The sequence below is a fragment of the Paenibacillus vortex V453 genome (genome assembly GCF_000193415.1).
Classification (GTDB): Bacteria; Bacillota; Bacilli; order Paenibacillales; family Paenibacillaceae; genus Paenibacillus_AQ; species Paenibacillus_AQ glucanolyticus.
This window is the reverse complement of record NZ_ADHJ01000020.1, coordinates 220,540-245,602: the sequence shown is the minus strand read 5'-3', so window position 1 is coordinate 245,602 and position 25,063 is coordinate 220,540. Positions and strand designations below refer to the sequence as shown.

Annotated in this window: 25 protein-coding genes and 1 pseudogene; 2 read left to right on the top strand and 24 right to left on the bottom strand. The window is 48.6% G+C overall.

Annotated features, from left to right (window positions below; translation table 11 throughout):
- Nucleotides 1-80: 80 nt before the first annotated feature.
- The 11 genes and pseudogenes from PVOR_RS13010 to metH form a co-directional block, all read right to left on the bottom strand.
- On the bottom strand, nt 81-1,178 hold the full coding sequence (locus PVOR_RS13010; protein WP_006209679.1) for an SAF domain-containing protein: 1,098 nt from the start codon (nt 1,176-1,178) through the stop codon (nt 81-83).
- A 28-nt stretch (nt 1,179-1,206) separates the two neighbouring features.
- Nucleotides 1,207-2,676 carry a serine/threonine protein kinase gene (locus tag PVOR_RS13005; RefSeq protein ID WP_006209678.1) on the bottom strand — a complete coding sequence of 490 codons (1,470 nt, stop codon included), beginning with the start codon at nt 2,674-2,676 and terminating at the stop codon, nt 1,207-1,209.
- A 159-nt stretch (nt 2,677-2,835) separates the two neighbouring features.
- On the bottom strand, nt 2,836-3,912 hold the full coding sequence (locus tag PVOR_RS13000) for an SAM-dependent methyltransferase (protein ID WP_006209675.1): 1,077 nt from the start codon (nt 3,910-3,912) through the stop codon (nt 2,836-2,838).
- A 5-nt stretch (nt 3,913-3,917) separates the two neighbouring features.
- Nucleotides 3,918-4,692: pseudogene (locus PVOR_RS12995) on the bottom strand (ABC transporter ATP-binding protein).
- Nucleotides 4,689-5,036 (bottom strand): thioredoxin family protein, encoded by a 348-nt coding sequence (locus PVOR_RS12990; RefSeq protein WP_006209671.1) that lies wholly within the window; start codon nt 5,034-5,036, stop codon nt 4,689-4,691. The pseudogene PVOR_RS12995 and the gene PVOR_RS12990 overlap by 4 nt, the downstream one beginning before the upstream one ends.
- Nucleotides 5,033-5,371 carry a cyclic-phosphate processing receiver domain-containing protein gene (locus PVOR_RS12985; RefSeq protein WP_006209670.1) on the bottom strand — a complete coding sequence of 113 codons (339 nt, stop codon included), beginning with the start codon at nt 5,369-5,371 and terminating at the stop codon, nt 5,033-5,035. Before PVOR_RS12985 ends, PVOR_RS12990 begins: the two co-directional genes overlap by 4 nt.
- Nucleotides 5,372-5,388: 17 nt before the next feature.
- On the bottom strand, nt 5,389-6,237 hold the full coding sequence (locus PVOR_RS12980) for a deoxyribonuclease IV (protein WP_006209669.1): 849 nt from the start codon (nt 6,235-6,237) through the stop codon (nt 5,389-5,391).
- Complete coding sequence (locus tag PVOR_RS12975) at nt 6,227-7,045, bottom strand: Fpg/Nei family DNA glycosylase (RefSeq protein WP_006209668.1); 819 nt, start codon at nt 7,043-7,045, stop codon at nt 6,227-6,229. The genes PVOR_RS12980 and PVOR_RS12975 overlap by 11 nt, the downstream gene beginning before the upstream one ends.
- 49 nt (nt 7,046-7,094) lie before the next feature.
- The gene (locus PVOR_RS12970; protein WP_006209667.1) at nt 7,095-7,886 is read right to left on the bottom strand and encodes a TIGR01457 family HAD-type hydrolase; all 792 of its coding nucleotides are present in this window, start codon (nt 7,884-7,886) and stop codon (nt 7,095-7,097) included.
- Nucleotides 7,887-8,207: 321 nt separating this feature from the next.
- A complete protein-coding gene (gene rnz, locus PVOR_RS12965; protein WP_006209666.1) occupies nt 8,208-9,137 on the bottom strand; it encodes a ribonuclease Z in 930 nt (309 codons plus the stop codon).
- Between the two features lie 87 nt (nt 9,138-9,224).
- On the bottom strand, nt 9,225-12,665 hold the full coding sequence (gene metH, locus PVOR_RS12960) for a methionine synthase (protein ID WP_006209665.1): 3,441 nt from the start codon (nt 12,663-12,665) through the stop codon (nt 9,225-9,227).
- A gap of 168 nt (nt 12,666-12,833) precedes the next feature.
- Between metH and PVOR_RS12955 the strand changes: the two genes are divergently transcribed.
- Nucleotides 12,834-13,370 carry a cupin domain-containing protein gene (locus PVOR_RS12955; RefSeq protein WP_006209664.1) on the top strand — a complete coding sequence of 179 codons (537 nt, stop codon included), beginning with the start codon at nt 12,834-12,836 and terminating at the stop codon, nt 13,368-13,370.
- 100 nt (nt 13,371-13,470) lie between these two features.
- On the opposite strand, the gene PVOR_RS12950 is transcribed toward PVOR_RS12955, so the two are convergent.
- From PVOR_RS12950 to PVOR_RS12930, 5 genes are all read right to left on the bottom strand, one after another.
- Entirely contained in the window at nt 13,471-13,875 is a 405-nt protein-coding gene (locus PVOR_RS12950; RefSeq protein WP_040680553.1) for a FixH family protein, read from the bottom strand.
- 269 nt (nt 13,876-14,144) lie between these two features.
- Nucleotides 14,145-14,936: an HAD family hydrolase gene (locus tag PVOR_RS12945; protein WP_006209662.1), complete on the bottom strand. Its 792-nt coding sequence runs from the start codon at nt 14,934-14,936 to the stop codon at nt 14,145-14,147.
- Between the two features lie 42 nt (nt 14,937-14,978).
- Nucleotides 14,979-15,503, bottom strand: a complete 525-nt coding sequence (locus PVOR_RS12940; protein ID WP_006209661.1) for a hypothetical protein — start codon at nt 15,501-15,503, stop codon at nt 14,979-14,981.
- A 160-nt stretch (nt 15,504-15,663) separates the two neighbouring features.
- On the bottom strand, nt 15,664-15,870 hold the full coding sequence (locus PVOR_RS12935) for a DUF896 domain-containing protein (protein ID WP_006209660.1): 207 nt from the start codon (nt 15,868-15,870) through the stop codon (nt 15,664-15,666).
- Nucleotides 15,871-16,069: 199 nt separating this feature from the next.
- Nucleotides 16,070-16,441: a LysM peptidoglycan-binding domain-containing protein gene (locus tag PVOR_RS12930; protein WP_006209659.1), complete on the bottom strand. Its 372-nt coding sequence runs from the start codon at nt 16,439-16,441 to the stop codon at nt 16,070-16,072.
- 174 nt (nt 16,442-16,615) lie between these two features.
- Between PVOR_RS12930 and lexA the strand changes: the two genes are divergently transcribed.
- The gene (gene lexA / locus PVOR_RS12925) at nt 16,616-17,242 is read left to right on the top strand and encodes a transcriptional repressor LexA (protein WP_006209658.1); all 627 of its coding nucleotides are present in this window, start codon (nt 16,616-16,618) and stop codon (nt 17,240-17,242) included.
- A gap of 73 nt (nt 17,243-17,315) precedes the next feature.
- On the opposite strand, the gene PVOR_RS12920 is transcribed toward lexA, so the two are convergent.
- The 8 genes from PVOR_RS12920 to PVOR_RS12885 all read right to left on the bottom strand — a co-directional run bounded on the left by PVOR_RS12920 (nt 17,316) and on the right by PVOR_RS12885 (nt 24,982).
- Entirely contained in the window at nt 17,316-18,134 is an 819-nt protein-coding gene (locus PVOR_RS12920; protein ID WP_006209657.1) for a hypothetical protein, read from the bottom strand.
- The gene (locus tag PVOR_RS12915) at nt 18,127-18,666 is read right to left on the bottom strand and encodes an RNA polymerase sigma factor (RefSeq protein WP_006209656.1); all 540 of its coding nucleotides are present in this window, start codon (nt 18,664-18,666) and stop codon (nt 18,127-18,129) included. Before PVOR_RS12915 ends, PVOR_RS12920 begins: the two co-directional genes overlap by 8 nt.
- 138 nt (nt 18,667-18,804) lie before the next feature.
- Nucleotides 18,805-19,221: a hypothetical protein gene (locus PVOR_RS12910; protein WP_006209654.1), complete on the bottom strand. Its 417-nt coding sequence runs from the start codon at nt 19,219-19,221 to the stop codon at nt 18,805-18,807.
- 146 nt (nt 19,222-19,367) lie between these two features.
- The gene (gene glnA, locus PVOR_RS12905; protein WP_006209653.1) at nt 19,368-20,696 is read right to left on the bottom strand and encodes a type I glutamate--ammonia ligase; all 1,329 of its coding nucleotides are present in this window, start codon (nt 20,694-20,696) and stop codon (nt 19,368-19,370) included.
- 63 nt (nt 20,697-20,759) lie between these two features.
- Nucleotides 20,760-21,170, bottom strand: coding sequence for a MerR family transcriptional regulator (locus PVOR_RS12900; protein WP_006209652.1), 411 nt, complete (start codon nt 21,168-21,170; stop codon nt 20,760-20,762).
- An 82-nt stretch (nt 21,171-21,252) separates the two neighbouring features.
- Nucleotides 21,253-22,506 carry a methionine gamma-lyase family protein gene (locus PVOR_RS12895; protein WP_006209649.1) on the bottom strand — a complete coding sequence of 418 codons (1,254 nt, stop codon included), beginning with the start codon at nt 22,504-22,506 and terminating at the stop codon, nt 21,253-21,255.
- A gap of 80 nt (nt 22,507-22,586) precedes the next feature.
- Complete coding sequence (gene hflX / locus PVOR_RS12890; RefSeq protein WP_006209648.1) at nt 22,587-23,876, bottom strand: GTPase HflX; 1,290 nt, start codon at nt 23,874-23,876, stop codon at nt 22,587-22,589.
- A 122-nt stretch (nt 23,877-23,998) separates the two neighbouring features.
- Complete coding sequence (locus PVOR_RS12885) at nt 23,999-24,982, bottom strand: AAA family ATPase (protein ID WP_006209647.1); 984 nt, start codon at nt 24,980-24,982, stop codon at nt 23,999-24,001.
- Between the last annotated feature and the right edge of the window lie 81 nt (nt 24,983-25,063).

The window sequence follows — 25,063 nt, the reverse complement described above, 5'->3', positions numbered from 1 at the left end:
ATGCCCGTAAATATCCAAGTCTTCAATTGCTAACACTCCTTCATTCGCCTATCTGTTATTCAAGATCAATATGTTCCCGCTCAGGGACTTGAGAATATCAAATCCGCATCAGGTGTTCCCACTTCTGTTGAGGGCTTTGGATCCGCTGTTCCCTGTGTTCCCAGAATCTGCTCAGCTTCAAGATCCATCTCACCGCGTAGCGGGGTATCCCCCTGTTCGTCAGATTGGTTATCAGCCGAACTGCTATTAGCAGGAGGTGTCGCTGGGGTGCTGTTAGTGGATGCCGGGCTCCAAGAGTCCGGACTTCTGGCACTGCCTCCAAACGTGGAACTATAGTGCACATCAGAAGCCTGAACCTGCTGATTCGAATTAAGTTTGCTTAAATCCTCTTCCAACGTGCTCCGAAGCGAAATCTCCAGATGCTTTTCCGCTATCTTCACTATGTTCGGATTGCTTGCAATCAGGCTGGATACTTCCTCATTCGGCGGATAGTTGGGAATCGCCTTATCCTGCAGCTCCGGTTCAACATAAGTAAGTGCATACAGTGTTGCACCATGAAGGTAAGCGTCAACCAAAGCACTGGAGAGCAGAAGAATCTCCTGTTCACTTAACGTCGTCCAGAATGCCGGATTTTGAAACCTGTCAATCTTCTTCTTGGACAAAATAATGTAATCCTGTCCTGTCGGGAATTGAACCCGGACATCCACAACGTCCCCCTGTCTCAAATCACTTGGCAAATATACGGATTTCATCTCCCGATGACGCAGATCTGACGGAGTAGGCTCCTCTTCAAACAGCATCGTGCGCGTGATAGGTGTTCCTTGCAGCAGTTCGATCTTTACCCCCTTCCCGGCGATCTCCTCCTTGACCGAAAGAAGATTGTTAGAAGCCCCTTCATACGGCAGCCGAACTTCCTTAATATCCTTTGCCTCAATGAAATGTCCAGGAGGAATATCTCTTACTGGAACCCATGCAACCTGCATCGAGTTCAACTGCTGAAGCTGCGTCTCTTCCAGCTCCGTGATCCGCAGCTCGTATTTCATTCGCTCTTCGCCCTGCTGTTCCTTATAGCCGTGCAGATAGTAAATCATGGTGCCGGCACACAGGGCACCTGTCACGGCTGCGCCGGCAAGTCCGGCAAATATCAGCTTGCGGCTCCGCCGCCTGATAATCGGCATTGCTTCATCTCCTTCATATCAAATGCGGTTAATTCTTTCGAAACCTGAATCTTCGCTTCCGTTCTGTCGAAGGCAGATAGTCCTGAAATACTTGGGCAAATGTCTGTTGGCTGCTATTCGGTATCTCAAATGGATCCGATTGCAGAGGCAATGCATGAACTTTGCTCGTTCCAAGCGCTTTCCTCATCTCCTGAATCGTTTCTTCCCCCGCGAGCGGCAGTGCATAAATCCGTCCAGGCTGAGGATGTCTGGACAGCATCCGGGCTAGCGTCACCACATCATGCTGCCGCCACTCCGCTCCTGAACCGATCACGATCGGCAGATCGGCCCGAAGGAATTCCTCCAACCGTTCGCTGTCACGATAGGACCCCAAATCGAGGACAACCGCATCATAACTGCCACCCAGCAGCGAGATGACCTCCGTTCTGGCCGTTTGGCGCCAAAAGTGAATTCCATTGATTTCAAACTTTCGAATGGACCCAAGCTTTCCGCCTTCCGCGATTTCCTGAATCCGGCTGAATGCGGTGGATTTCGCGCTCATTTCCACAATCGCCACTTTTCCATATCGCGAAGCCAGGAAATGTCCAAACGCAATACAGCTATGTGTAGTTCCTACACCTGACGATGCACCTAGCACAGCAGCCACCAGCGTCCCGGCAACCGTACCGGACTGAACCCCCGAACTATTCACGGGAATCGACTGCTGCCTGCTGAGTGCAGAACGCACTTCCATCGTGGATTGATATCGATGCTCGGGTGCATATTGCAGCAGTTTACGGATAACAGGCACCAGTTCTCTTGGCAAGTCACCACGAATATGACGCTCCACGCCTGTGATCCATTCACTGAACTTGCCACTGGTTGAGAGATATAGCAGCAGCGCGCCTAACCCATACAGATCCGATCGCGCATCGCTTTGCCTTCCCCCATACTGCTCCGGTGCTGCAAATCCGACCGTTCCAAGCTTGACCGTATCCTCGCCGCTCTCCTGCTTGTAACTTCTCGCGATGCCAAAATCGATGAGTCGAACCTCCAGCTGATCGGTCAGCATGATGTTCGATGGCTTTAAGTCCCGGAATATGACCTGAGGCTCATGACCATGGAGATACTCCAGCACGTCCAGCAATTGCTCTGTCAGTTCCATGATAAATTCCGGATTCACGTTTCCGCGGTATCCCCGAAAGTACTTCTCCAATGTCATGCCCTGAATGTAATCCATCACCAAATAGGTGTAGCCGGTATCCTGAACATGGAAAAAATCAACGATTCGCGGCAAGCGCGGATGACTGAGTTTAATCAGCAGCTGCGCCTCATCCTGAACAGCGCGCTGCATACCGGGCTCAGACATACTCTCCTTCACCGCCCATTTCTTGCCGGGCAGCTTCAAATCCTCCGTCAGATATACGCAGCTCATACCGCCTTCGCCGATAATACGATCTATAACATAACGTTCGCCTAGCACTTCCCCATGCAGCAATCTGCAAGGCTGCTGTTTCATGATTACGCCCTCTCCCCTGTCTTATAAGCACAACAAAAAGGGAAAGCACTCCGCCACATCACTAAATCGTGATGAATAGCGGGATGCTTTCCCTGTAGTTGTTGTTGGTTAATTTTGGAATCATTATAAAACATTATTCATTCAACTGTAAAGACTTTTTTAATACTTAATCATATATAGCGTAATCTCGTCCCGATTATGAAACAGCTGCTTCGCTCCCTGAACCTGCATTCTCGCCTCTTCAAAAACCGCCATGATCTCTTTCACAAGCGCCATCGGTTTCTTGGTCAACAGCTTAACTGTAATGACTGCCGTGCCGCCCGCCTGAAGACTGTACAGGAGCCCTGTCACCATCTTCGCCGTTTGTTTCGGACTCCAGCTCATATCGCAGACCAGCAGATCGAATTCATGCTCCTTAAACGACACATCGGCCGCGTTCTTGTGGATGACCCTCAGGTTCTTGTGTCCGTGAAGCGATGGATGCATTTTGGCGGGATCCACCGCTGTAACCTGCAGGCCGCGCTCCAGCAAAAAGGAAGTCCATCCTCCAGGCGCAGCACCGATATCAAGGGCCTTGCGGAACGAATCAAATGGGATTCCGAACTGCTTCTCAGCCTCAAGCAGCTTGAACTTCGCCCTTGAGATTTGACCCTCTTCACGTTGAAAACGGACTGCGCCTCCGTTCCAATCCGACAGGTTCTCCTCTGGCCGCGACACGCCTACATACCATAAGCCGTCCGCTGCGAACAATGATATGATCCACTCCGGCGCCTGCACCGTGTATTCGAGTTGGAGCGGAGTCAAACGATGCTGAAGTTCATCCCGGAGCGCTGCCGGGTTTTCCGTCCACAAGCTGTTCTCCGTCTTTCGGATCTGGATGGATACTCGGCTGCCGCTGATCTCTTCCCGCTTCAGTATATACGCTTCGACCGCATGTAAAGCTTCATCAACGGTTTCCGCCGTTATTTCCAGATGTACGGGAAACAGATGCCGTAGAAAAATAGGGGGCTTGGACATTATCAGTCCCTTGGCCTCCTCTTCCGACCTGCCGAGTGTTGTTACAAACACCTCACCCGGTATCAACATCGTGCTCTTCAGGCTGCCAAACATCCGGCGCAGCTCTTCCTGGGCATAGGGTGCAAATCCATGATTTGCTGTGCACACCCATTTACAGTGCAAATCCTGACTTTTCCGATCCTCTTCTTCAAGACCCTGCATAACATTTAATTCATCCAAACGGATTAACCTCCAGAAATAACTTTGATCCAGGGACGTCCGCCATTCCATTCCAGCTGAGCGTCAATATCATAAGTTTGTTTGATAAGTTCAGGTTTTAATACTTCTTCTTTCCTACCCGAGGCCGTTAAGCGTCCGTCCTTGATAAGCGCCACATGAGTAAACAAAGGGACAATCTCCTCGATATGATGCGTAACGTACACAACCGCTATCTTACGCTGCTTCAGAGAATCAATCTCCAGCAGCATCTTCTCCCTTTCGTACAAATCAAGGCCGGCACACGGTTCATCCATAATCAGAATCCTCGGATCAGCCATAAGGGAACGCGCCAGCATTTACTTTTTTTCGTTCGCCCTGGGATAAGGTTCCGAGAGGCTGCTCTGCCAAATGACCAACATTCATCTCATTCAGCAGAGTGTAGGCTCTACTCCGTGCTTCCTCCGGAATGTCCTGATAGAACCGCAAAAAGGCATAAGCGCCTGTGGCGACTACTTCCCACACCGGGTCGCTCAGAGAAAGCTTTTCCAGCAGCGATTGACTAATATAGCCTATGGATTTGCGGACATCTCGAACGTCACATTGTCCATATACATGGCCGAGAACTTCAACTCGTCCACTGGAAGGGAACATATACCCCATCATCATTTCCAGCAGCGTGGTCTTGCCTGAACCATTCCGGCCCAAAATAACCCAGTTTTCTCCCGGTCTCATCTCCATGCTGACATTATCCAGAATATGACGGTCCCCTCGGACAAGCGATATATGCTGCAACGAGATCATGGCTTCACACTCCTGACAAAACTTGCAATATCCTGCACGGAGCCCATCCGGTACAGCACAGCCGGTACGGCGCCAGCACTTGATTGGACAGCCAAGAGAGCAGGAACACTGCGAATTTGATACCGTTCCACAATGCCCGGAAGAAAATTCACGTCTGCTTCAAGGAGCTTCATATCCGGAACCACATGCTCCACAATTTCGATCATTTTACGCGCAGCGGTACATGTACCGCATAATGGCGTATGCAAAAATACGATGACAGGATCAGCTTCCATATCCCGTTTCGCCATACGCTCTTGCCATTCGAGCCTCTCCACCAGTTCCCGCTGTGTAACCTCGATCATCTTGTACCCTGCGCGACTTCCCGCATTACGGATTCCGGCATCGGTCCATTATGAACCTGCACGCCCTCGGGCATATGTGCATAGAGCAGTTCATACATTTTTCTTCTGCCTGATGGACTTGAGGTGTGAAGATATATTTCCTTGGCCTGCAGCTTCTCGGCAATCATAGCAGCAACTACATCGCCGCCGTTCATTTGATCATGCCCCAACTCAAAATCAAGTGACAGCACATCCACTTCGCATTCGCGGAGCATCAACAGACATTCTTCCCCGTTTCGAGCCAGCGCAAATCCTTTCGGATTAGGACGCCAGTCGTCTAAATACAGATGAATCATACTACTCTCTCCCTTAATCAGGACCAGGACAGCATCTTGGCGATGTCTTCCCGATGTGTGCCGTCAGCCCCTTTTTCACTTTCCAGGACAAATGCCTTGCCCGTGAGCTCCTGTGCCAGAGCCAAATGCTTCAGCGCTTCTGTACCTATCATACCTTGCCCGACACGTGCATGACGATCTTTTCTCGAACCGGCTCCATATTTCGAGTCGTTTAAGTGGACTGCTACCAGGGAATCCCAGTAACCAAGCGACTTGCCTCTGGCAAGGAGCTCGCCTGTGTTGGATATATCCCATCCTCCTGCCGCAAACAAGTGGCAGGTATCGAGACAAAAACCTATTTTTTCCGGATAATCAGCCAGCTGTCTAACCTTTACACTCTCCTCAAGGGTCATGCCCATCGATCCATGGTCGCCCGCCTGATTCTCGATCAGCAGCTTGGCCTTGCCCTTCCAAGATGATAACACATCGTTCAAACAACGAATAATATTCTGATAGCCTTCCAGCACATCCTGACTCTTGTGATGCCCAAAATGAACAACGATGCCAAGCGAGCCGCAAGCCTCTGCAATTATAAGGTCATTCTTGAGTGATTCCACGGTCAACCCGTAGAATTCTTCGCCGCGGGTCAACCCTACCGCCATATTCGTCGGATAAGGCGTGTGCGCAATCGAAACAATCCCTTGCTCCTGGCAGAACCTGGCGCATGCGGCAGCATTCCGAATGTCCGGCGTCTTCAAATGGAGACTGCGCGGATTTTTCGGGAAATATTGATAGGCCAGTGAACCGATCCCGGCTGCATGCTGGGCTGCTGCAAGAAATCCGCCCCGGGTGCTGACGTGGCTTCCGATCCTGATCTTAGGCTTCATGCTGGCAATGGGGACAAAAGAAAACTTTGCGCGAGGTATGCTCCGCCTTCGCAATAGCGGTACCGCAGCGAACGCAAGGCTCTCCTTCGCGATCATACACCTTGCATTCATCGTTATAGGCTCCTGTCAGCTGGTCCCCTTCCTGAAACGGCATCTCCATGTAACCTCCGCCATCAGTCGCTTCATTCATTACCTTAACGGTGCTGTCATACAGCTGCTCCAAAGACTGCTCCGACAAATCCTGGATTTTGGTCAATGGATGAATTCTGGCATCAAATGCGATCTCATCTGCGTAACAGTTACCGATTCCAGCGACAACCTGTTGATTGACCAGCGTAGTTTTTAATGCGCCACGCCGCTTTCCGATCAATTGGACAAAGCGCGCTTTGGTCATGCGTCGGTCCAGCAGCTCAGGTCCAAGCTCTTTTAGCGCATCATCGGCTTCTTTTGCCGTAAGAAAATGCAAATAACCCAGGCGCAGACCGATAAAATACAACACCTGATCACCAAACGTGATCTCGACTTGAGTAGAACGGGGAGGACGCTCTTCATCGATACGCCCTAAATACAGAATGCCTCCCAGCATCAAGTGAAGCAGCAGCCGGCCTCCGTTGTGGAGATGAAATACGAGGTGCTTCCCTCTCCGTTCCACAAAAATGACCTTGCTTCCTTTTAATACGGAAGTAAACTCATCAACAGGCACGTTTAGTGATTTCTCACGGTTCACGACAACATTTGTGATGGGTACATTGACAATGCTCTGAGATAACAGTCTTCGGTAGTTCTCCATTTCCGGCAGTTCCGGCATGATTCATCTTCCCTTCGTCGATCACAAAAGTTTATGTACGCTTCGCTTTTTACGAACACAGCAGTTTGACCACTTCACTCAAATCGCGGCATATATAGTCTGGCGTAACACCCGTTGCCTCGATATGTGCCTCCATGTTGAGATCTGTCGTTATACCCGTCATAACGAGCACCGTCTTGCATCCGGCATGTGCACCCGCTGCGATATCCGTACGGATATTATCCCCGATCACATAAGTTTCTTCCGGTGCCAGTCCAAGACGGTCCGAGGCAAACTTCATCAGAATCGAGGAAGGCTTGCCAATCACGGTCGGCTTAACTCCGGAAGCAGCTTCAATGGCGGCCCCAAGCGAACCTGCACCAGGCATTAAGCCGGTATCCGACGGGAGAAGCAGATCGGGATTGGTCAATACAGACACCGCCCCCTCCTGAATCCAGCGGACAGCACGGGTCAGTTTATCGTAATGAAACGCACGGTCAATTCCTTGAATGACATATTCAGGGGAGTCCTCCACGATCGTGAGGCCTGCAGACAACAGCGCTTCCCTCAGTCCCTCTTCCCCGAGCATCGCAACTCTGGCTCCCGGCGATTCCTCGGCAATATATCGGGCCGCTGCAAGGGAAGAGGTGCACACTTCGTTTGGCGAAGCAGGTATCCCCATTTCCATCAAATGCGCTGCCACCTGCTCCGGTGTTCTCGAGGAGTTGTTGGTTACGTACAGGTACGGAATCTGCAGCTCCTTCAATCGCTCAATGAGAAGATCCGCTCCCTCAATTCGGTTGCGGCCGTGATACAGTGTTCCATCGAGGTCTATCAGCAATCCTTTGGATTTTTCCACCATGTTATAGCACCTTCTTTATTTCTTTCCTTCATACCCTAAATGATTCATCGGCTGAAGTAAAAGTGTATTCTCGCCAATCCGTTATCGGCATCCATCATCATGAATATGTATCAAACATAAATACCCCAGTAGTATTATTGTAAAGAAGCCCACATCCGGTTGCAAGGTTCATGCCGGGCGCCTCATCCTGGTGCTGCCGAGTCGAAAGAAATCGAAGGCTGTCCAACCATCAGCGAATATATATCGGTTTGTCATTTCCTGCGCTTTCCCGGAAAATAATTCACTTCACATTTCCCTGTAAGCCGGGCAGCTGCTCCATTTTTACGATCTTCTCTGGATGGGGTACAATCCGAAATCTTCAGCCAGCCGTGTATTCTCAAAAATCTGCTGCGCTTCCTTAAGCAGTGGCTGCAGATGCTCGATATCTTTATAGCGGGAACTAAAGTGGGTCAGGAACAGCGTCTTTACTCCGGCTCGTTCTGCTGCCTCTGCTGCCTGCTTAGCTGTACTGTGATAATATTCGTGAGCGAGCTCCGTCAAGTCATCCATAAAGGTAGCTTCATGAACGAGAAGATCGGCTCCCTTCGACAGGCTCTCCACCCCCGGGCATGGGCGCGTATCCCCGAGAATCGTAACCACTCTGCCCTTTTTCGGAGTTAGAAGCACGTCCGAAGCATGTATCCACCTGCCGCCGCCGAGATCCACGCTCTCTCCTCTTTTCAGCTTCCCGTATAACGGTCCCGGCTTGAGCCCGTAAGCCTCCAGCCGCTTCAGATCCAGACTGCCGGGAAGGTCTTTCTCCTCTATGCGGTAACCGTAGCTCTCCGCTCGATGATCCAGCTTTGCCGCTTCCACCCGGAAGCTATCGTCCTCAAACAACACACCGCCCGTATGCTCCATGATCTCCATCGTGTAAGGAACACGGGATTGGCTGATGTTTAATGTGGTCTCAATGAACGATTTAATCCCCGGGGGACCGTAAATCGCAAGCGGTAAAGTCACGCCTTGGGCACCGCGGCTCGAAAGCAGTCCCGGCAGGCCGAAGATGTGATCACCATGCATATGGGTAATGAATACCTTCTCAAGCTTGGACAGCTTGAGCGGGGATTTCAATATTTGATGCTGTGTGCCTTCTCCACAATCAAAAAGCCACAGACTTCTGCGCTCCTCCAGCAAACGCAGTGCAATCGAGGTCACGTTACGCTGTAGCGTCGGAACCCCCGCGTTCGTTCCTAAAAAATAGAGTTCCATCCCTCTTCTCCCCTTTCGGTTGTAAACCGGAGAAATCCCCCGAAACATTCGGAGGATTTCAACCCGGCTATGCCGGTATTCAACAGGTTAAGCTTTATCCACGTTAAAATAATGTGCCTCAGGATGGCTGAACACCATCGCCGATACCGACGCCTCAGGCTCCATCATGAATCCTTCGGTGAGTTGAACGCCGATATCCTCTGGCTGCAGCAGCTTAAACAACGGCTCCTGATCTTCCAGGTCCGGGCAAGCCGGATAACCAAAGGAGACGCGAATGCCTTGATACCTGGCACCCAAGCGCTGCTTCATGGTCATGTCTGCCGGATCCGGATATCCCCAAGTATCCCGCATCATGTGATGAATCCGCTCCGCCAGTCCTTCTGCCGTTTCCAGGGCAACGGATTGAAGCGCATGGGAGCGGAGATAATCTCCCTTGTCCTTCCATTCCCCGGACAGTTTTCCTACGCCGTGTCCTGCTGTAACAACGAGAAATCCGACGTAATCCATCACGCCGCTATCTACGGATTTCAAGAAATCCGCCAGACATAGGTATGGCTCAACCTGCTGTCTCGGAAACGTAAACGTATGCAGTTCTTTGGTTGTGTCATTCGGATCATATATGATGATATCGTTGCCTCTCGACTGCGCCGGGAAGAAACGGTACATGGCATGCGCCTGAATGATGCCCGATTGAACGGCCTCCTCCAGGATACCGTCAACGGTTTCCTTAAGGGATACTGCCTTCGGATCATTTGCTTTTAACAGCTGTTCCACGGATCCTTTAAGTCCCAGATGATGTCCTAACAGCATCTGCATGTTGATATAAGGCAGGATATGCGAAATCGGATAATTCCGGAGCACATGCCGCTCCATATCCGGCGGTATATACACCGGGACATCTGTCGATATTTTGGATCGCAAGCCCTCTGACAGCTTAGGCATCACTTTCACCACTTGAGGAGCCGCAGCTTCCGCTTCTTGCTCTGCCTTGATATCTTCAACCATTCTTGTCCGCTGCACCGGATCGCTAAGCTGGTTTGCCAAAGCAAGACCATCCATCGCATCCTTGGCATAGAGCACCATCCCATCGTACTCCGGACGAATGCGCGTTTTGGTGAATTTTCGTGTCAGGGCAGCTCCGCCTACCATAATCGGAACGCTGATCCCGGCATTCTTCAAATCCTGGGCCGTTGATACCATCTGCTGGGCTGATTTGACCAGCAAACCGGACAAACCGATTGCATCAGGCTGTTCACGCCGGTAGGCCTCGATAATTTGCTCCGGTGGTACTTTTATACCCAAATTAATGATTCGATAACCATTGTTGGACAGAATGATCTCCACCAGGTTTTTGCCGATATCATGCACATCTCCCTTGACGGTGGCGAGCATGATTTTACCTTTAACCGATGACTCGTTTTTCTCCATAAAAGATTCCAAATACGCCACGGAGGCTTTCATTACTTCTGCGCTCTGGAGCACTTCTGCCACGATTAACTCATTGTTGTTGAACAAGCGGCCAACCTCGCTCATTCCATTCATCAATGGGCCGTTAATAATCTCAAGGGCTCCGTATTTGGTTAATGCTTCATCCAAGTCCGGAATAAGTCCTTCCTTAGACCCTTCCACTACATAGGAGGCAAGGCGTTCCTCAAGTGTCAAATTCGAGACTTGAACCTTCTTCTCGACCTTCTTGTTGCGGAATGCCGCCACAAAGGCTGCCAATGTCTCATCATTGGTGCGGTAGATCAGATCCTCCGCCAACCGGCGCTCCTCTTCCGGAATGGAGGCATACCGTTCCAGCTTCTCTGTGTTCACAATCGCATAATCCAGGCCCGCCTTGGTGCATTCGTACAGATACACGGAATTCAGCACTTCGCGTCCTGCTTCCGGCAATCCGAAGGAAACGTTGCTGATTCCAAGAATCGTATGCACTTTCGGCATCGCTTCTTTTATAATACGAATGCCTTCAATGGTTTCCTTGGCGGATCCGATGTACTGCTCGTCTCCAGTACCTACAGGGAATACCAGTGTGTCAAAAATAATATCTTCCGGTGAAACGCCATACTTGTTCACGAGCAGATCATAAGAGCGCTGAGCTACCTTCAGCTTGTCGTCACGATGGATCGCCTGGCCGCTCTCATCAATGGTGCCCACTACGACCGCAGCACCGTATTTGTGTACCAAGGGAATCACTTGCTCAAATTTCTCCTCGCCATCTTCAAGGTTAATGGAGTTAATTATCGCTTTGCCTTGCGAGTATTGGAGGGCTAAGTCAATGACAGCCGGATCGGTTGTATCCACCATCAGTGGTACCTTAACCTTTTTCACCACGAGCTCCAGGAATTTGACCATGTCTTCACTTTCTTCACGATCAGGGTCCTGCACACAAACGTCAATAATATGAGCACCGTTCTTCACTTGTGCACGGGCAATCTCGGATGCCTCTTCGTATTTGCCTTCAACAATTAGACGCTTAAACTTGCGCGAACCCAGTACATTCGTACGTTCACCCACCATATATGGGCGGTTTTCCTGCTCAATATAGACAGGCTCGATGCCGGACAATGCCGGTAAATGCGTACCATCCAGCGGACGTGGCAGGAAGGTGTCCATCGTATTCTTTAGCGCACGAATATGATCAGGAGTTGTCCCGCAGCAACCGCCGGCAATATTGAGCCATCCCTTTTCTGCAAAAGCACCCATCTTCTGGGCCAACGACTCAGGGGATTCATGATACTGACCGTTCTCGTCAGGCAGACCAGCGTTAGGATAACAACTGATCGCACTTCTTGACATTTCAGACAAAGACCGGATATGGTCGCGCATGAATTCCGGGCCTGTAGCGCAGTTAAGCCCGATGGATACCGGATTTAAATGTTCCAATGAAATGTAGAATGCTTCAATATTCTGACCGGCAAGCGTGGTTCCCATCGGTTCGATGGTACCGGAAATCATAATAGGAAGGGTAACACCCGTCTTCTCAAACGCCTGGCGAATGCCAATGCTCCCCGCTTTAACGTTCAACGTATCCTGTGAAGTTTCGAGCAGCAGCGCATCAACCCCGCCTTCAATCAAAGCCTCGGCCTGCTCCTCGTAACTCTCAATCAACTCGGCAAAAGTCACACCGCCGGTGACGGAGAGCGTCTTGGTTGTCGGCCCCATTGCCCCCACCACATAGCGAGGACTGTCCGGGGTAGAATATTTTTCAACCGCAGCACGCGCCAAATGGGCTGCTTTCAGGTTGAGTTCCCTGGCAAGCTCCGGAACATCATATTCAGCAAGCACAACGGAAGTTGAGCCAAATGTATTCGTTTCAATCAGGTCTGCACCTGCTTCAAGGTATTGTTCATGTATTTTCTGAATGACATCCGGCCGATGAATGACCAGCATTTCATTACAACCGTCCAGCTCCGGGCCGCCAAAATCTTCTGCCGAGAGGTCCTCTTGCTGTATCATGGTGCCCATGGCACCATCAAGAATTAATATTCGTTCCTTAAGTACTTCTTGTAAGCTAGGCTTGTTCAACTCATAAACCTCCCCGGAAAACGTTAAATCTTAGTGTATCAGAATATTTTTCAATAGAAAAGCTGAAATATGCGTTGTTGCTCGGGCAAATCAACATTTGCAGATGACAAACGCGGTGAGGGGGGCTATAATACATATTAATCCAACGGGAGAAAGAGGGTTAGAGCTATGGCAGAGATTGTAATTCGCAATACGAACGAACGTATTACCGGGGAAGAAAATGTTCGGGAATTCCTGAATAACCAAGAGGTTGTTTACGAGCACTGGAATATGGAAAAACTCCCGGCAGCGCTTCAAGAAAATTTCAAGCTTAGTGATGACGATAAGAAGCGCATTTTGGACATCTTTGATGTAGAGATTCGCGACCTGGCTGCAAGACGCGGCTACAAAATTTGGGATGTCATCACACTTTCCGAGTCAACGCCCAATATAGAGGACCTGCTGAAGAAATTCGAAGAGGTTCACACGCACTCGGAAGACGAAATCCGTGCGATTGTCGGCGGTAAAGGGATCTTCATTATTAAAGGTTCTGACGATGTAGGATACTTTAATGTTGAGCTTGAGCCCGGCGATGTCATTTCCGTTCCGGAAAACACGCCTCACTTCTTCACATTGATGGAGAACAAACAGATCATCGCAGTTCGTCTCTTCATTGAAGAGAACGGATGGGTAGCTACACCGGTAGCGGATCCCCAGTTCCAATAAAACTGCAATGGTTGATTGAATAGGAAAATAAAATAAGGCAGCGCAACCATCCGATTCACGGATCCTGCGCTGCCTTATTTTATTGTGTTGCATTACTCCATTACTCCGTTACCGTGAGTTCCTTCAACGGCATCGAGTGCTGTCCTCTTGCAGTGACGTGCGAAACGATACGATACGTTCCGACATCGGGGAAGGTTTTTTCCATTTGATATACCCCATCCTGATCGTGCTTAACCGGCACCTTCGCCTGTACGCCTCCACCTTCGAGTGTTACTTCAAATTCCACATCATTCGCATCTTCCACCGGATTGCCTGCTTGTGTCACCTTTGCTTGAATTAATACCTTCTCACCAGCCTGAATGCTCTCCGGCGTCAACGTCAGTTCTACAATGATAGGCTCTGCCATCACATCATCGCTGTATTCCGCTTGGCTGTCACTGCATGCAGCAAGCGCAACAGCCATAAGTACCATCGCTGCAAACAAAGCCACCTTTTTCGTTGTCATGCCTAACACCTCTTTACGATATAATGCTATGTATGGTTCATCCACGTAATGGTCAATGCCAATCTGCGTAAGCTTACTATCCATTATATCGTATTAACCTTTTTTTTCTATCTCATACAGCTTACAATTGTGTGACGTTTATCACAGGCGGTAATCACAACAAACCTCAGGCGACAGGACCAACAAAAAACAGCCCCGGATCGCATAATCTGCTTCAGGACTGTTTCTATGTACGATAACGTATCGATGGATATTAATATACTTGTAATTTACAAATTCCTCAAAATGCCGTGCAGTTCGGATAAATGCTTGATTTCAAACTTCGGCTGTATACCCGGATCATGGGGACGATCGACCCGATTGATCCATACGGTGTGGAGCCCAGCCGCATTGCCGCCCTTAATATCCGTTGTCAGTTTATCCCCGACCATAACAGCTTGATCGGCCTCCACACCTAACAGATCAAGTGCATGCTTGAATATGGAGACATCTGGCTTACCCTTGCCGAAATCGCCGGAAATGATAATATGATCGAAATATGGGACCAGCTCCGGGACGCCATCCAGCTTCTCCTGTTGCAGATCAGGACTTCCGTTCGTAAGAAGCAGTAATTTCACGTTGCCCTGCAATTCCTTCAGAATTTCAAAGGTCTCTTCATATACATAGGGTCTTGTTCGACGTTCTGAAGCAAATCGTTCAGCCAGCTTCTCAGCCAACGACTCATTATCCACACCCACGCGAATAAGTCCCCGGCGCCACGACTCTTTGCGGTAAACGGGTGCAAGTTCCTGAAGTTTCCTGAATTCCGGCTGTGCTCCAGCCGTAAAATTCGCCCACAAGCCTTCAAACGGATTAATTCCGATCATTTTAGTAAAAGCAAACGTATCATACGATTCATATAACGCTCTTGCTTCCTCCCTGACCGCAGACAGCAGTTCAGCTGCATTGACGCCGGTTTCCGCTGCCCCCGCTTGGCTTGTCACTTCGAAAGCCTCTTCCACACTTCGTTCGTCCCACAATAACGTATCATCCAAATCAAATAACACTGCAGCTATCGGCATTTCTCTCCCACTCCCCATATTGACTGTTATCTGCTCTGTCGATTAGTCATGCTCCACTGGAATTTGATGAGTTTTGGCAAACTCCTCCAGCCTCTCGCCCATCGCTTTGGTATCATAAAGATTCATCATGCGTGAGAACACCCAATTGCCCGCTTTCCCTTTGCCCTGGATAACCACGGAACCCGAAGCAATTTTGATTTTCTCGATGTCAGATACAGCCAAACGGCGTTCCCGGTTGAATTTCATCGTGGATACAGAGGCACGCTCTATCTTCAAATAAGGCTTACGCAAGAAAATCATAAGCGCCAATAGAATATACAAACTGACACCCACCCAGTTCAACACATCATTGCTTCCTCCTGTTGCCCCAGACGTTGCAGTGCCCAGAAGGGCGTACAGCCCGGCAAGCGCAACGAGCACTAACGGCAGAACGTATTTACGTCCTTTAAACACATCACTCTTATCGGAGATGGTGGAACCTTGGTACGAGGACAGCCCTTGCTTCTTACGCTGCTTGTTGAGTTGTGACATATTCTTGTTGACTTTTCTTTCCCATGATCGTGACATATGGTTCCCCCTGGACTCAATTTCAATATGATTTAAACCATATAAATTTGGGAAACCGTGTTCAATTCTCTACAAATGAACCGGCATCCCAAATGTTATAATTCTATCCTTCTATCTGCCCATTAATCCTCTGATCAGATCATGAGACAGTTTTCATAGACTACTGCTTTAATCGCGGGCCGCCTTTTTCTTCATTTTCATCTACCCATTCAATCGATTCAAGCTGTTGTCTAAAGTTACTACGAATATTGTTAAGGTATATTTCCCGAAGCTCAGCCCGTTCCTTCTGCTCTTCTTCGGTCAACCCTTCACTCTTCTGTTTTCTTGCTAATACATTAATGCGTTCCACCAAAGTATCAATATCCATGCCTTCTCCTCCAATTCCAATATCATTTATAACTTAAACATGTGAAAAAGAGCTTGTCAAGGAAACCGCACCCTTGCAAACTCTCATTAAGAATAAATATGAATGTATGATCAGTATGAATGGGTTCTCCCCATCATTAACAATAGAGTATTAGTAATTAGAAATACACAATATGCGTTAGAATGGATTTCTCATTACATTACCACACCGGTAATGATAACACCTCTCCTGCCTGTATGTCAGGACCTTTCAAACCGTTCGTTCTTCTAATACTATCAATATATACGCGCGTATCCATATCAGCTGGTTTATGAAGGGAAGCGATACGCCATAAACTATCGCCGGATTGAACAATGACCAACTTCTCACCTGTCGGCTTCTCCATTCCCCCGGCAAAAACGGAATAGGCCCCCGTCCAAAAGGATGCAACAATCAGCAGAATGAATAGAAGTTTAATTAAGGGGATGGAAGTCATTCTGGTTTTTAATTGATAGACCCAAGTCACCGAAGACTTCTCCGTTCGCACAGGAACGTTCTCATAAATACTACGGTATGTACTGTATTTCAACATGGAATCATCATCTCCCAAACAAGTGTTCTCTTATGAATTCATAATAACACGAACATTTGTTTGATACAATACCTAAAAGAACATTTGTTCTATCTTTTTTAGAACTTATGTTTGTACGAACGGAAGTTCTATGTTATAATTTTCCCAAACGTTACTAAATGGGGTTGATACGGCATGTCGAAAATATCCAGCCGCCAGCTGGCGATCTTAGAGTTTATCCGCAACGAAGTTCGTAGCAAGGGTTACCCGCCTTCTGTCCGGGAAATCGGCGAGGCTGTAGGACTAGCTTCCAGTTCAACGGTCCATGGGCATCTAGACCGATTGGAGAAGAAAGGCCTGATCCGCCGTGACCCTACGAAGCCAAGAGCGATCGAACTGCTTGGCCAAGAAGAATCCGATAGCGCTAATCTGTTTACCCACACCATTGCCAGAGTGCCTGTTGTCGGTAAAGTCACTGCAGGCGTACCTATTACCGCCATGGAGAACATCGAGGATTACTTCCCTCTCCCTCAGCATTATGTAGGCGACGATAAGGTATTCATGTTATCTGTTGTTGGTGACAGCATGATTGAAGCTGGCATACATAGCGGTGACTATGTCATTGTTCGCCAGCAGCAAACTGCAGACAATGGGGACATTGTAGTAGCGATGACAGAGGAAGACGAAGCAACCGTAAAGACCTTCTACAAAGAGAAGGACCACGTTCGCTTGCAGCCGGAGAATCCTACTTACGAGCCCCTGCGCCTGAATCATGTAACCATTCTCGGTAAAGTCATCGGTCTCTTTAGGGATGTACACTAACTTCATATATCAATGAACAAGAGGTTACCTTCCTTAGTTGGATGGTAACCTCTTGTGCTACGTTATTTAATCCTTAAGATTTCCGGTCCTTGCGCAAGACCATCACCATGGCATTTTGCCTAAGATCTAATTGATACATTCTCTCAGCCATATTATATTCAGGCGAGCCTTCCCCGCCTGGACCCTCCGTGGACTTCAGAACAAGCTTATTATCTTTCACCGTAGGTGTAGTGCCCGGTCTGTAATAGGACGTGCTGGCTCTAGAAAACTCCTCCTCAAATTGCAGCTGCACCGCCTTACCACTCCCATGCTCCACCGCAAATGCATAGATTTGTATTCCGTGACAGTCCTTATATTGCGGGGCGAGTATGAACACATCCGCTTCCTGAAAAGGCAATCGAATCATCTGAAGAGAAGCGGAAGTTGGTTGTATGAAGGTGAGATCCTCAAGGACAACCACATCCTCCGAAGTCCCCTCTGCCGTGTACTTCACTTTGTAATCCCCTTTAAACGACAGATCCGTTTCGAGTCCGAAACAGCTGGGAGCTCCTAATTCCGTTATCTCTTCCTTATCGACGGCAACTACCTGTAACGTTCCTTCATCCGTTGTACCTTCTGCGCGAATCGTCTCCGTCACAGATGGGGATGGTCCCCCCCCTGCCGTATGCTGTTGTACCGTACGTTCCCCCCAAGGAAACTGAATCAATAGCAGTAGAATGACAAACAATAGCACGCCAGTCATACCAACACGTAAATATGGACGACGCTTTGATCTATGGCTACCTTGGGTCAATGACACCTGTACCTTATTTTTCATCTCGGCGGTAAATGGTTCATTTTGAAAAGGACCTTGTTGCGCTCGCTCGTACCAATCAGGCTTTTCCTCATTCATAACCAGAATTCTCCTTTAACATGTTCTGCACTTTTTTTCTCGCCCGATACAGCCTGGATTTAACCGTACCAGTGGCTACGTTTAGAAGCTCCGCTATCTGAGTGATCGGCATTTCGTAGTAAAGATCTAGAACCAGCACCTCCCTGAACTTTCTTGGCAGACTCATAATCATCCTCCATATCTCATCCGTATACTGACTTTCCATATATTCCGCTTCAGCTGACCGGCTCTGCGCATCCAGACGCGGCTTGTCCTGCAAGGTCACTTTCCGCAAGAAAAAAGCCTGTTTATGCCGGAACGCCGTATGTCTTGTAATCGTAAGCAGCCATGTCTTTAACGCCGACTGCCCACGAAACGTATGTATTCCATAATAGGCCTTAATAAAAACCTCTTGGGCAATGTCATCAGCAAGAGCATGTTGCTTGGTCAAAAAATAGGCGTAATTCCATATATCATTTCCATACTGGTTCATCATTTCATTCAAGGTTTGTGTATCCATCTTCGACATTTGTGTTACGTATTCAAGCTCCAACCGATTCACCTCATCTAATTAGAGTCATTGAAGCGAGTAAAAGTTCCCTAATTTTGATAAATAAAAAAGGCATCTTCCCCCACATGGAGTAGATCCCCTTCATTCCCGGTTAATGTTATCTGGTTTCTAAAGATTATGTTACTCAGTCGTTAAAGGAGCCTGGTCCCAATCCAATTTAAATTCAGAACCAAATCTTCTTACGGATTCTATATCAGCAGTAAGATTAAAATCCTGCTCAGATCCGTAAAAACCCAATTGATAACTTCCTGCCGTATCTGTTTCTTTCCAATCCAATTGATATAAATGTTTTTCAAAAGACATAAATAAACCATTAAGACTAAATGAATTAAGCCTATCAAGAGGAAATTCTGTCGTAACTCTAATATAATTTCGAATCGTCAGGTTGGTCCAACCAAAATTCAAATCATAAATTAAATGATCCGCTTTAAAAAACTTGAAATGGATCTGGCATCCTTCATTCTCACCAGGTATTCGTGATATAAAACGGAATTCAACCCGAGTTCCCTCTTCATGGAGGTCCCTAAGTACGGCCATTTATAATCTCCTCTACGGTTATTCCTTTGATTTCGGGTAATGTTATTGTAATCAAGCGTAGTTGGAATGACAAGTCGGCGCTGCCACACCTACACCGACTTAAACAAAAAAATCCCCACTGCCATATAGCAGCGGGGATTCCTCTATTAATACATCGTAATGTACTGATCGCGTTCCCATTGGTGAACTTGTGTTCTATACATGTCCCATTCGATTTCCTTCAGCTCATAGAAATGCGCCAGCGCATGATCGCCGAGTGCGTCGGAAATAACTTCGCTGCGAATCAATTCGTTGAGCGCTTCCTTCAGGTTTGCCGGCAAGCTTGGGATACCTTCCTCGATGCGCTCTTCTTCCGTCATCACATAGATGTTACGGTCAATTGGAGCCGGGAGGGACAATTCGCGTTTAACGCCATCCAAACCTGCTTTTAGCATTACAGCAAGAGCGAGGTATGGGTTAGCTGCTGGATCCGGGTTACGCACTTCGATACGTGTGCTGAGGCCACGGGATGCAGGAATGCGGATCATCGGGCTGCGGTTGCTTGCAGACCACGCTACGTAGCAGGGTGCTTCGTAACCAGGCACGAGACGCTTGTACGAGTTAACCGTAGGGTTCGTAATCGCAGCAAATGCGCGTGCATGCTTAAGAATACCCGCCATGTAGTTACGAGCGGTTACGCTCAAGCCAAGCTCATCACTCTCATCAACAAACGCGTTCTCGTTGCCTTTGAAGAGCGATTGGTTGCAGTGCATACCAGAGCCGTTCACGCCAAAGAGTGGTTTCGGCATAAAGGTAGCAATCAGACCATGCTGACGAGCAATCGTCTTAACTACCAATTTGAAGGTTTGGATCTGATCGGCTGCTTTGATAGCACTCGCATATTTAAAGTCAATTTCGTGTTGGCCAGGAGCCACCTCATGGTGAGATGCTTCGATCTCAAAACCCATCTCTTCCAGAGTCAACACGATATCGCGGCGGCAATTCTCGCCAAGGTCCGTTGGTGCCAGGTCAAAGTATCCGCCTTGGTCATTGAGCTCCATGGTTGGGTTGCCTTTTTCATCAGTCTTGAACAGGAAGAATTCCGGTTCTGGACCTACATTCATGGAAGTGAAACCCATCTCTTCGGCTTCTTCCAAAGCTCTCTTCAGAATACCGCGCGGATCTCCGGCAAATGGAGTGCCGTCAGGCATATAGATATCGCAGATCAAACGCGCAACACGATCCTCGGATACCCATGGGAAAATCATAAAAGTATCGAGGTCCGGATACAGATACATATCGGATTCTTCAATACGTACATAACCTTCGATGGAAGAACCATCAAACATCATTTTATTATCAAGTGCTTTTGGCAGCTGGCTTACAGGAATTTCAACGTTTTTGATCGTTCCAAGCAAATCTGTAAATTGCAAGCGGATAAATCGAACATTTTCTTCTTGTGCAATGCGTAGAATGTCCTCTCTGGTATAACTCACTTTATCCTCTCCTTTTTAAATAAAAACTAGTAATGTGAATGAAGAATTACAGCATGGCAATCCTTATTTATTAAAAAACCGGGATAATTCCCCTTGAATCAATGAAACCTGACCCGGTCTTTTAGCGGTAATCAATTCCTGCTTCAGCAAACGACGCAGCTGCGACTCTGACATCTCACGGCGTCTGTTCTCCGTATCAGGAGTAATGACGGTAGCCTCTTCAGACTCTTTTGTGACAGGGTTCATAACTTGCTTAATGCCAGCGATGTTAACACCTTTCTCAATCAAAGCCTTAATCTCTAGCAGTCGCTCCACATCATTGAAGGAAAACAGGCGTTGGTTGCCCGATGTGCGGGCAGGGACAATTAAATTATGCTGCTCATAATAGCGTATCTGTCTGGCAGACAGATCCGTAAGCTTCATAACGATGCCTATCGGAAATAACGCCATATTCCTCCGAATCTCATCACCCATATCTCATCAACCTTCCAAGTGGTCTATTCTGATCCTATTGTACATTTCCTGATCAGCTACGTCAACCGCATGTAAGGATAACTCACAATAGTTTACGATCTTTCATACTTTGAAGGGCCATAAGTACCCCATATTTAACATGAGAGTACGTCAGACCCCCTTGCATATAACCAATGTATGGAGATCGGATGGGAGCATCTGCCGATAATTCAAGGCTTCCTCCCTGAATGAACGTGCCTGCAGCCATGATTACCGGGTGCTCATATCCAGGCATATCCCAAGGCTCAGGCACCACATGACTGTCTACTGCCGCTGCCCGCTGAATCCCTTGAACAAAAGCGATCAAGTGATCCGGTCCGGTAAAAGAAACGGCCTGGATCAAATCCGTCCGTTCGTCCTGCCAGCCCGGCTTGGTTGTAAATCCTACGGCCTCAAACATCGCAGCAGCATATACACTGCCCTTGACCGCTTGTCCCACCGTAGAAGGCGCGAGGAATAACCCCTGGTAAATCCCCCTCGTCGTGCCTAGCATAGCTCCCACCTCACGCCCGATTCCCGGAGCGGTAAGCCGATAGGCTGCCATATCCACATAGGCTTCCTTGCCACAGATGTAACCACCGGTTTCGGCAATGCCGCCGCCCGGGTTTTTGATGAGAGAACCTGCCATCAGGTCAACACCAACTTCGGTAGGCTCCAATTGCTCCGTAAACTCGCCATAGCAGTTATCTACGAAAATAATCAAATCCTCGCGAATGGAACGGATACGGGCAACCATTTCACCGATCTGAGAGACCGTAAAGGAAGAGCGCCAATCATATCCGCGGGAACGCTGGATACCGATGACTTTCGTTGTTGGCGTGATCATCATCTCCACCTGATTCCAATCAATCTCACCTTGTTCTGTTAGCGCAATCTCATGATAACCGATGCCAAAATCCCGAAGGGAACCCGTGCCGTCTCCAGGCTCGCCGATGACTTTATGAAGAGTGTCATACGGACGTCCGGAAATGTACAGCAGCTCATCTCCTGGTCTTAAAACGCCAAACAGCGCCGTCGAAATCGTATGCGTCCCGGAAGCAAAATGAGGACGCACCAGGGCCGATTCGGCCCCGAATACGTCTGCATATACTTCATCCAGCACTTCCCGCCCGCGATCATTGTATGCATAGCCGGTGGAAGCCGCGAAGTGAAAATCACTTACGTGATGCTTCTGGAAGGCATCGATCACCTTCCACTGATTGAAGTCCACGATCGCGTCAATCTCGCGCAAGCGCTGTCCTATTTTTGCTTCCATCTCATTGCTTAATCCAAGTATATCCTGCGAAAATCTTGCCATGACAAACCGCTCTCTCCTCTATTACACATGATGTCTCACATCTTAACACTTCATCTTTAATTCACGCTGTTGTATCTCCATTACTGCTGCTGAACGTAATCATGAAGCACATAACCCATCTTCTCGTAATCAGCTTTATTAATTCGAACCTCGTAGAGGATATCATTCTCATCAAGAGACTGCTCCAGCACGTCGCCGATACGGTATACAGCCGAGTTCAGATCGCCCCGGTCAGCGGGAATACGAAACGTCACATTCCCACCCGACAGCTGGTTCTGGATCGCTTCACGGACCGTGTCCAGGTCCTGATCATTATAAGCACTGATCTTTAATTGCCCCTCCCCGGTCGGCAGCATCTCCAACTGCTCCGGCTCACACGCATCCTTCTTGTTAAAAAGAACGATCTGCGGTTTATCCGCTGCTCCCAGGTCCTGCAGAATAGAATGAACCACAGCCATCTGCTCATCTCGCATGGGTGAGGAGGAATCCACAACATGAAGGATCAGATCCGCTTCATTGGCTTCTTCCAGCGTCGCACGGAATGCCGCAACGAGATCATGTGGAAGATTCTGAATGAATCCTACGGTATCCGTAAGGACCACTTCTTTGCCGCTTGGCAGTTCGAGTGCACGCGAGGTCGGATCCAGCGTAGCAAACAGCTGATCTTCGATATACACGTCTGCGGCCGTTAAACGATTCAGCAGTGTCGATTTGCCGGCATTCGTATAGCCGACCAAGGCTACCTGTACGGCGCCACTCTTCTTGCGGCGCTCCCGGTGCAGACTCCGGTGCCTTGTCATCTCATCCAGCTGCCGCTTCAGGTCGCTGATTCTGTCGCGAATATGCCTGCGGTCCGTTTCGAGTTTGCTCTCGCCCGGTCCGCGTGTCCCGATCCCCGCTCCGAGCCTTGACAGATTCTTGCCATGTCCCGACAACCGCGGGAGCAGATACGTAAGCTGAGCCAGCTCCACCTGAACAATCCCCTCACGCGTCTTGGCGCGCTGGGCGAAAATATCCAGAATCAATTGAGTCCGATCGATAATCTTCACATCGAGGGATTCTTCCAAATTCCGTACTTGCGCACCGGATAACTCTTGATCGAATATCGCGGTGGTTGCGCCCAATCCATCAATCGCCATGCGAAGTTCTTCAACTTTTCCCTTACCGATAAACCATTTGGAGTCCGGGACTTCGCGATTCTGGGTGATCACATCCAGCACCTCAACTCCAGCCGTTTCAGCGAGCTGAACCAGCTCCTGCAAAGAATATTCGGGATTGATTCCCGAACGTTTAACCTTATCCGTCACCAAGCTGACCAGTATAGCCCTATCTTCGATCTCTGTCCGGGTATCATGCGTTGTATTAGTCATATATCCAACTCCTTCTAACGATTACGTCTCTTATGTTAACTAACCACGGCTGCCTGCAATAAACATGATGATGATCAGGAAGCGGTGTTACCCCTTCATTATGTTCGAAGACAGGTTTAAAATCATTGTAATTTTCCGTTTAACTTAAAGTCCTCCGGCCTTAGTGTCATAAGCTCCAGCTTGCCGGGATTCCCGGTCACATATTGGTTCAGCAGCCGAACCGATTGATTGCGAATGGATTTCTCGATCACATTCCTCACATAACGGGCATTACTGAAGGCATGGAGTCCATGATCCTTCTCAGATTGCAGATGATCCTTCAGCTTGCTGAGCGACTGCGGCATCAAAATATAATCCCGCTCCTTTGCCATCAGCTCTGAAATCTGAATCAACTGATCCATGTTGTAATCCGGAAAGTCCATCTGTATCGGAAACCGGGAATGCAGTCCAGGATTCGTATCCATAAAAAAATCGATCTCATCACTGTATCCTGCCAATATCAGAATAAATTGATTCTTGTGATCCTCCATTGACTTGACAAGGGTATCGATCGCTTCCTTGCCAAAATCCTTCTCGCCGCCTCGTGCCAAGCTGTATGCCTCGTCAATAAACAGGATTCCTCCCAGTGCTTTCTTGACCAGTTCTCTGGTCTTTTGAGCAGTATGGCCGATATATTCGCCGACAAGATCCGCTCTTTCTACTTCAACCAGATGTCCTTTGCTCAGCACGCCCATCTTCTGGAACAGCTTCGCAACGATGCGCGCGACAGTCGTTTTGCCGGTACCGGGATTTCCTTTAAAAATCATATGGTATACATGACCGCCACTTAATAAGCCTGCTTCTGAACGCATCTGAGACACTTGAAGCAAAGCGTAAATTTCGAACACCAGGTCTTTGATTTGATCCAGACCTACTAGCTGATCCAGCTCTTTCTGTATTTCCTGGAATAGACTGTGCTGGGAAACAGGGTTTGGCGAAGGGGCCGGTTCGCGTTCCGGAACCACGCTGCTGACAAGCGGAGGTTCCGCGCTGCGGAGCACGACATTAATCTGCCTGGATGGCCGTCCTTCAGATCGGCCGTTAGCGGCCGTTACACGCCCGTTCATTGCTCCTCACCTCTTTATCCAAAGGGCTGACTATCTATTCCAATGTATTCTATTTACAGCCTGCTTATTAGAAGTTTCGTC